The 8,046-nt window shown below is 49.5% G+C and carries 10 protein-coding genes and 1 pseudogene; 9 read left to right on the forward strand and 2 right to left on the reverse strand.

The features are described from left to right. Positions 1–264: 264 nt before the first annotated feature. Positions 265–1,128: an SDR family oxidoreductase gene (locus PACILC2_RS24865; protein ID WP_213531604.1), complete on the reverse strand. Its 864-nt coding sequence runs from the start codon at positions 1,126–1,128 to the stop codon at positions 265–267. Between the two features lie 94 nt (positions 1,129–1,222). Then, positions 1,223–1,639 (reverse strand): Rrf2 family transcriptional regulator, encoded by a 417-nt coding sequence (locus PACILC2_RS24870; protein ID WP_062496348.1) that lies wholly within the window; start codon positions 1,637–1,639, stop codon positions 1,223–1,225. Between the two features lie 285 nt (positions 1,640–1,924). Here PACILC2_RS24870 and PACILC2_RS24875 point away from each other — a divergent pair, with 285 nt between their 5' ends. From PACILC2_RS24875 to PACILC2_RS24920, 9 genes and pseudogenes are all read left to right on the forward strand, one after another. Next, a complete protein-coding gene (locus tag PACILC2_RS24875) occupies positions 1,925–2,173 on the forward strand; it encodes a LacI family DNA-binding transcriptional regulator (RefSeq protein WP_244863836.1) in 249 nt (82 codons plus the stop codon). Continuing rightward, positions 2,140–2,941, forward strand: a pseudogene (locus PACILC2_RS24880) (substrate-binding domain-containing protein). The gene PACILC2_RS24875 and the pseudogene PACILC2_RS24880 overlap by 34 nt, the downstream one beginning before the upstream one ends. 16 nt (positions 2,942–2,957) lie before the next feature. Beyond that, positions 2,958–3,863, forward strand: a complete 906-nt coding sequence (gene rbsK, locus PACILC2_RS24890; protein ID WP_213531614.1) for a ribokinase — start codon at positions 2,958–2,960, stop codon at positions 3,861–3,863. Between the two features lie 69 nt (positions 3,864–3,932). Next, entirely contained in the window at positions 3,933–4,067 is a 135-nt protein-coding gene (locus tag PACILC2_RS24895) for a LacI family DNA-binding transcriptional regulator (protein ID WP_213531616.1), read from the forward strand. Between the two features lie 50 nt (positions 4,068–4,117). Then, positions 4,118–4,933, forward strand: coding sequence for a substrate-binding domain-containing protein (locus PACILC2_RS24900; RefSeq protein ID WP_213531618.1), 816 nt, complete (start codon positions 4,118–4,120; stop codon positions 4,931–4,933). Between the two features lie 110 nt (positions 4,934–5,043). Continuing rightward, positions 5,044–5,505: a ribose 5-phosphate isomerase B gene (gene rpiB / locus PACILC2_RS24905; RefSeq protein WP_062489322.1), complete on the forward strand. Its 462-nt coding sequence runs from the start codon at positions 5,044–5,046 to the stop codon at positions 5,503–5,505. Between the two features lie 140 nt (positions 5,506–5,645). Then, on the forward strand, positions 5,646–6,311 hold the full coding sequence (locus tag PACILC2_RS28235) for an ABC transporter substrate-binding protein (protein WP_213531620.1): 666 nt from the start codon (positions 5,646–5,648) through the stop codon (positions 6,309–6,311). A 77-nt stretch (positions 6,312–6,388) separates the two neighbouring features. Continuing rightward, positions 6,389–6,988: an extracellular solute-binding protein gene (locus PACILC2_RS28240; protein ID WP_213531622.1), complete on the forward strand. Its 600-nt coding sequence runs from the start codon at positions 6,389–6,391 to the stop codon at positions 6,986–6,988. Positions 6,989–7,233: 245 nt separating this feature from the next. Beyond that, the gene (locus PACILC2_RS24920) at positions 7,234–7,953 is read left to right on the forward strand and encodes a carbohydrate ABC transporter permease (RefSeq protein ID WP_307860712.1); all 720 of its coding nucleotides are present in this window, start codon (positions 7,234–7,236) and stop codon (positions 7,951–7,953) included. Positions 7,954–8,046 lie beyond the last annotated feature (93 nt).

Below are 8,046 nucleotides of genomic sequence, written 5' to 3' on the forward strand. Positions count from 1 at the left end.
CTGTATTTTGGCAGGATTTTGCGCCATAGTCATCTTGTCCGGCCCCAATTCCTGTACTTTTGCAGCTTTTCGCCAAAGCAATCTGCCTGGAGACGGAGGAGATGAAGGCGGGCGCACCGACGGACCGGAGACGATTTAACAGAAGACGAGGCGCGTAAACGGACCTTGGACGGTTTGACGGATGGCGCGGACGGTTAGACAGGCTATCAAAAAAACCGACCTCTCTTTCAGAAAGGTCGGCATTGATAAATTCCGATTCGGTACTTAGGAAATCCCTTTTACAAGCTGGCTCAGGGCTTGGTCGATTGGCGTTAACGGACGGCCGAGCAGCTTTTCGAAATCGTTGCTTTCGATCTCGAGAGCGCCTGACCGAATGCCTTGCTGAATCTCTACAAGCATCGGGATGAGGAAGTCCGGTACGCCGGCATTTTTCATGATGTCCGCATAGGTGGCATCATCGACGTGCTGCACAGGAACTTCCCGTCCCAATACTTTGCCGAGTGCGGATACCAGTTCTTCCTGCGACAGCGGCTTGCCGGACAGCTCGTAGATCGTATTTTCATGACCGTTCCCGGCCAGCACGGCTGCTGCCGCTTCCGCATATTCTTGCTGCAGGGCCCAGCCTACCTTTCCGCCTCCGGCAGACGTCACCCATGGCGCTCCTGCCAGCACGCCTTGAATGCTCGCGATCTCATTCTCCAGGTACCAGTTGTTACGCAGGAACGAGTAGGGAATGCCGGTTTTCAGAATGGCTTTTTCTGCGGCTTGGTGCGGCGGAGCTAGGAACAATTGGCTTTCGCTTGCATTCGCCAAGCTCGTATAAGCGATGAAGCTTACTTTCGCGCGTACAGCTGCTTCTACCGCATTCGTATGCTGACGAATTCTGGTTTCATTGTCACCGTCCGCGGAAATGATCAATATCCGGTCGATCCCCGCAAAGGCCGCATCCAAGCTTTCCGGGCGGTCAAAGTCTCCCTGCCGAACGTCAACTCCCCGAGCGCGGAGATCTTCCGCTTTCTCCGGATTGCGGACACTGACAGCCAGCTGGCTCGCCGGTACAGATTTCAACAGCGTCTCGACTACTTTTCTGCCCAGTTTTCCTGTCGCGCCAGTCACCAACATTTTCATTGCCTATTCCTCCGTTTCGGTTGTAGTATGTCTTGTTATAACAGTATGTGATACAACACATGTATAAAATAAGAGCTCGTAAATGAGCTTTTATTTATTTGAACTTTCCGATCAGCTGTTCCAGCGTCGTTTGTGCTAGCCTTTGTTCCATAAGGGACTGGGCTTCCTTCAATTCCGCTTGCAGGACCCGCTCGATATTCCGCCCGACGGGGCAATTGATATTGGAATTTTCGTGTATGCGAAATAGCCGGTTCTCTTCTGCCGCATTCACAGCCCGATAAATATCGAGGAGTGTAATCTGGCCGGGGTCTTTAAGCAGGGAAGCCCCTCCAACCCCTGCGCGAACGTCCACTAGCCCCGCTTTCTTTAACATACCCATAATTCTCCGGATTACAACGGGATTTGTATTCACGCTGCTCGCGATGAAGTCCCCGGTGCAATCATTCGGGCTGACGGCGATTAAGGAAAGAGTATGAACAGCAATCGAAAAGCGCGTACTGATTTGTTTCATTTGTATCACCACCGTTGTAACCATTATAGTTATAACATCATCGTGTGTCAATGGCCCAGCTGTGATTATATCGATCGATGGCGGTGGAGAAGTCCGATCGCAAGACGGCGCCCCCAACAACGGGATATATTTTGCATCGCCATGCTCTGCTTCATACGAATTCAGGAAAAAATTGTTTACAAAACGATGCGGTTTGGTTACAATATCTACGAAAAGGTTTTAGTAAAAGGTTTTCGCTCGTCGAAATCATGAAATAAAGAGAAAAATCATGGTTTTAATGTAGGAGTGAGGAGAATCATAACGATTAAAGATATCGCCAGATTGGCGGGCGTTTCGATTACAACCGTTTCGAAAGTGATCAATCGCAAGGATCATGATATTAGCGAAGCCACCAAAAAAGAGTGCTGGATATTATTCATGAATACAATTATCGGCCGAACGCGCTCGCATCCGGTCTCATTACGAAAAAAACGGGAACGATCGGCCTGCTGGTTCCGGATATTACGAATGCCTTTTTTTCCGAAGTCGTATTAGGCGTCGAAGAGTACGCAGGGAATAGTGGATTTAATGTGATTCTTTGTAATACGAACGACAATCAGGAGAAAGAAACGGAATATTTGTCGGTCTTGAGGGAAAACGGGTTGACGGGATCATTTTTATATCCACCGTCGTTTCGAATCATGACGGAATCATCAACCTGGCCGATAACGGGATGCCATTAGTCGTCGTGGATCGTCCGATTGATAACGAACGAATTCAAGTGGTGCATCTGGACAACGAGCTGGGCGGAAAAATGGCGACCCGCCATCTTATCGATCACAATCATAGAAAAATCGGGTGTATTACCGGCCCGCTACATAATAAAAGCGCCCGAGACCGATATCAAGGCTATGTAAAGGCGCTTCAAGAAGCGGGCATTCCATTCGAACCCCAATATGTGTATGAAGGCGATTACCGGATCGACGGCGGGGTGAATGGCGCCCGTGCGCTGCTCGAGCAACAGGTTACGGCTATTTTTAGTTGCAACGATATGATGGCTTGCGGTGTTTACGAAGTGGCGCATCAGCTTGGTTTGGATATCCCTGGCGATCTTTCGATCGTCGGATACGATGATATTTTTTGTGCGATATATTGTCTACCCCGCTGACATCGGTCAATCAACCGGCATATGAGATGGGAAAAGTTTCGGCATCGATACTGATCGATATGATCAACGGAGTTCCGCAAAAAGAAGATCGGGTAGAGCTGAAATCATCCCTGCACATTCGAAAGAGCGTAGCCCCGCCCAAAACGAATTTATAGGTTGGAGGGAATGAAGTTGGCGAAAATTGTCGTAGTCGGAAGCATAAATATGGATGTCGTCATTCGAGTGCCGCATATCCCGATAGAGGGAGAAACGATTATGGCTCGCAGCGTGCAATATTACGGAGGAGGCAAGGGGGCGAATCAGGCCATCGCGATGAGCCGCTTGGGCGGTGATGTCCACATGATCGGCCGGGTCGGAAAAGATGCTCACGGCCAGCGGCTTTACGATAACTTGCTTGAAAACGGGACAAAGACGGCCGGTGTGGAATGGGACGAAGATCAGCCTTCAGGTACGGCCTATATTTATGTCTCCGATCGGGGAGAGAATAATATCGTCGTGTTCTCGGGAGCCAACAGCAAAGTGGACGTGGCGCAAATTAACCGCTACGAGCATCTGTTCGACGATGCCGAATATTGCCTGATGCAAATGGAAATCCCGCGAGAAACGATCGAACATACGGTGCAGGTCTGCAAACAGAAAGGCGTTAAAATCATTTTAAACCCTGCTCCTGCGCAGCCTTTGAGCGATCAAATTTTAGAGGGTCTTTATATCCTGATCCCGAATGAATCCGAGCTTGATCTATTGTGCCCCGGTCCGGGCAGTCTGGAAGAAAAGTCGGCCAAACTATACGGATCGGGCGTGCAAAACTTGATTGTGACGCTCGGCGCCAAAGGAAGCATGTTGATGAATGAAGCCGGGGTCAAGTATTTTCCAGCCGTTCCCGTAAAACCTGTCGATACGACAGCGGCCGGCGATTCATTCATCGGCGGTCTGACCATCGGATTGTCCAACAAGATGGATCTCGAGGCAGCCATTCAATATGCGTCATTGGTTGCGGCCATCACGGTAAGCAAGATGGGAGCGCAAGCATCGTTGCCCGATCTTGCAGCGGTGGAAGCTTATTTGGCTGGAAAATAATTGACACCAGAAAGGATCAGTACTATGATTCAGTTAATCGGTTAAATGAAAGAAGGTGTTTTTCTGCAGATGAAGCGAGCGACAGTAAAAGAAGTAGCCAAAATGGCAGGCGTATCGACGGCAACCGTATCCAACGTATTGACCGGAAGGAAGTACGTGAGCGATGAAGTGAAAGAACGGGTACATAGCGTGATGAAAAATTAAACTATCAACCCAACGTGATCGCCAAAAGTTTGCGTCTGAAAGAATCGCGGTTGATCGGTTTGCTCATAAGCGATGTTGCCAACTCCTTCTTTTCCAGCGTAGTCAGGGGGATTGAGTACGAACTGGCAGCGAACAACTACCACGTGTTGTTATGCAATACAGATTCCAACGTCGAGAAGGAAAGGGAGTACCTGGAGACGTTAATCGGCAAACGCATAGACGGGCTCATCGTATCGTCGGCCGGAAATTCCGGCGACTATTTCCGGTCGCTGCAGCAAACCGGCGTGCCGATCGTATTTTTAAACCGTTGTCCGCCGTTTATGAATTGCGACGTCATTATGAGCAACAACATAAGCGGCGCTTACTCCGCAACGGAGCACTTGATCCGGCACGGCTACCGAAAGATTGCCATCATTACCGGCGAGCCGACCATCAGCACCGGGAAAGACCGGCTGACCGGCTACATGAGAGCGCATGAAGACTATGGCATTCAGGTGCATGAGGATCTAATAAAGGAAGGCCGCTTCGATACCGAGAGCGGTTATTTGATGATGAAAGAACTGATGGAACAGGAAAAGAAGCCGGATGCGGTGTTTATTTCCAACAACTCGATGACATTGGGCGGCTACAAGTATTTAAAGGAAAAAGGGATTCGTATCCCGGATCAGGTGGCGCTGGTTGCGTTTGACGATCCGGAATGGGCGGAATTGGTCGATCCCCCGATAACGGCCGTACGCCAACAATCGTATGAGCTGGGGGTTCAAGCGGCCCGCCTTATTTTGGACAGCATCAAGGACAAGAAGAACAATCGTGACATTATGTACATGGATACGACGTTGATCGTGCGACAATCATGCGGGTGCTAAACACCCCACTGCGTCTTCTATTTATTCGATTAACCGAAATTTAGACATTTTCTGCAATATTTCAGTTAATCGATATAATAGCATCTATCATTTTAAGGAGTGAACCAAGAATGAAAATTTCGGTAGGCGGAGATCACGCGGGCTTTCCTTTGAAAGGGGTCATTGTCAGTGCTTTGGAGTCAATGGGGCATGAAGTCGTGGATTACGGCACTTTTGACACGAATCCCATCGATTTTCCGGATATTACGAGAACGGTATGCGATAGCGTTCTGGCCGGAAAAGCGGAACGCGCGATTTTGGTATGCGGCACAGGGGTTGGGGCATGCATTGCGGCCAATAAAATACCGGGAATACGGGCATCGGTTTGTCATGACATATACTCTGCGCACCAATGTGTCGAGCATGACGATGTGAATGTGATGTGTATAGGCGCGCAAATCGTCGGTCCGGTTCTGGCCGTAGAGCTGCTGGACAGCTTCCTGAAAGCCGAATTCAGCACCGAGGAAGAGTTCCGCAGACGGGTCGAAAAGCTGCACCGGATGGAGAAGGAATTTGCACAGCGCCATGACTGATGCCTGGTTGGCAGAGCATAGCAGTCGGGTGAAGCGCTGCATTTCTTCAAGGAGGTGATGAATCATTGCGTTAAAGAGCGAGAGTCTATTGTAAATTTGTAAACGTTTTCAACAAAACCGAAAAGGGAGGTTGAACGCTCATGACAAAGCGTAAAGGTATCGTTGTTTTATTCGCGCTTCTCATGGTGTTTTTGGCCGCATGCAGCGGCGGCAATACATCGTCGAATCCCGGGACGGATACGCAATCCAACAATTCATCCGATACAGAAACAAACAAGTCAGATGATCAGTCCGGCGCTTCCGTGGAACTTCGGGTAGCATGGTGGGGAGGCCAGGCACGCCATGATATGATGAACGCTCTGTTCGACAAATTCGAGGAGAAGTTCCCGCATATCACGGTCGTACGTGAGTTCGGCACGGAAAACCAGTTCGTAGAGAAGGTGACGACGCAAGCGGCAGGCGGCAATGCCCCGGACGTCGTGCAGACGAGCAGTTTCTTCCTTAATGATTTTGTCGCCCGGAACATTCATATGGAGCTGGATGCGCTGGTCGATTCCGGCGATATCGACTTGAGCGATTTCATCGTTCACGACGTGGACGGCGGGAAAGTCGACGACAAGCTGTACATGATCAGCCTCGGACATAACATTACCGGCATTATCCATAATACCGAAATGTTCAACAAAGCCGGCGTACCTTTGCCGCAGAACGGTTGGACTTGGGATGAATATATCCAAACGCTGAAAGATTTGCAGAAATCGCTGGGCAGCGAAGCGTGGGCATCGGAAGACGAGGGCGGGACATAAAGAGGGCTCGATATGTTCCTGATGCAGCGAGGCAAATCGATGTTCAACGGCAATCAGCTCGGTTTTGAAAACAGGATTTGATCGATTGGTATTCCATCTGGGACGAACTGCGCAAAGCGGGCGTCGTGCCGCCGGCTTCCATTCAGGCGGAAGAAGGCGATAAGCCGCAAGAGCAGTCGATGCTGGCCCGCGGCAGAGTCGCCATGGTGAGCAAAAGCTCGAACCAACTGAAGATTTTCCAGAAAGCGATGAAGGACGAATTGCGGATTGTCAGCTATCCGACGGACCCGAATGGCAAGAAAGTGTTCCCGCTTATCGTACCGGGAATGGGGATATCGCCGAATTCGAAGCATCCGAAGGAAGCGGCCCAGTTAATTAACTTTATCGTTAACGACGAGGATGCGGCGAAAATTTTCCGCGGCGAACATGGCCCTCAGGCTTCGAAAAAGATGCAGGCTGTCATCTATGACTCGCTTAGCGAGCCGGAGAAGCTTGAATATGCGTTTGTCGACGAAATGATGCCGTTTACAATGCCCTATCCGGCTATGCCGGGGGGAAGCACCTCCGTTCAAAAGCTGGTCTTGACGGAGAATGAAGCGATAGCTTTCGGGATCAAGAGCATCGAGCAAGCTGTCGACGATTTCTTCTCGCAAGCCGAGCAAATTTTGAACAGGTAAACGATTGCAGCGAAGAGCGGCTCGAGCCGGATGAGCCGGGCCGCTCTTCCCAAAAGGAGGCTCCGTCATTGCAAACCTCGCTTGTTCGTAAAAAAGGGCACATCTTTATCCCTTACTTGTTTTTGGCGCCCTGGATGATTGGCGTACTGGTATTTAGCGCCATTCCGATTTTCAGCTCATTGTATTTGTCGTTCACGAATTATAATTTCGTGTCTTCGCCGAATTGGGTCGGACTGCAAAATTATATGACGATGTTTTTTAAAGACCCGCATTATATCCAATCTTTGAAAGTGACTTTCATGTACGTATTTGTTGCCGTGCCGCTTGAGCTTGCCTTTGCCTTGGGTTTGGCGCTCCTGTTAAACAGAGGGTTGAAAGGGCTGGGGCTGTACCGCGCATTGTACTATATTCCGTCATTAATCGGGGGCAGCGTGGCCATTTCGATTTTGTGGCAGCAGGTGTTTGGCGGGAAAGGCATCGTGAATCAAATGTTGGCGCTGTTCGGCATTCATATGCAAAGCTGGGTCGGTACGCCGTCTCAGGCGATTTGGGCGTTGATTTTATTGAAAGTGTGGCAATTCGGTTCGCCGATGATTATTTTTCTTGCAGGATTGAAGCAAATTCCCGCCGATTTTTACGAGGCTTCTTCTCTCGACGGAGCCGGCAAATGGAAACAGTTTTTATACATCACATTGCCCTTGTTAACGCCTATTGTTTTATTCAATACGATCATGCAGATGATTACCTCGTTCCAGGCGTTTACCCCTGCCTATATCATCAGCAACGGTACGGGCGGGCCTATAAATTCAACATTGTTTTATACGCTTTACTTGTATCAGAACGGCTTCGGAAACTTTCAGATGGGTTACGCGTCGGCAATGGCCTGGGTACTCTTTATCATCATTGCCATTTTTACTGCGCTGGCTTTCCTTTCTTCCAACAAGTGGGTTCACTATGAAAACTAGTAGGTGAAGATATGGCGATTGTAACGAGATATAAAACGATCCTGATGCACATGATGATCGTCGGCGGGATTCTGTTGATGCTCTATCCCGTTT

The sequence above is a fragment of the Paenibacillus cisolokensis genome (genome assembly GCF_018403665.1).
In the GTDB taxonomy this organism is placed as follows: Bacteria; Bacillota; Bacilli; order Paenibacillales; family Paenibacillaceae; genus Paenibacillus_AH; species Paenibacillus_AH cisolokensis.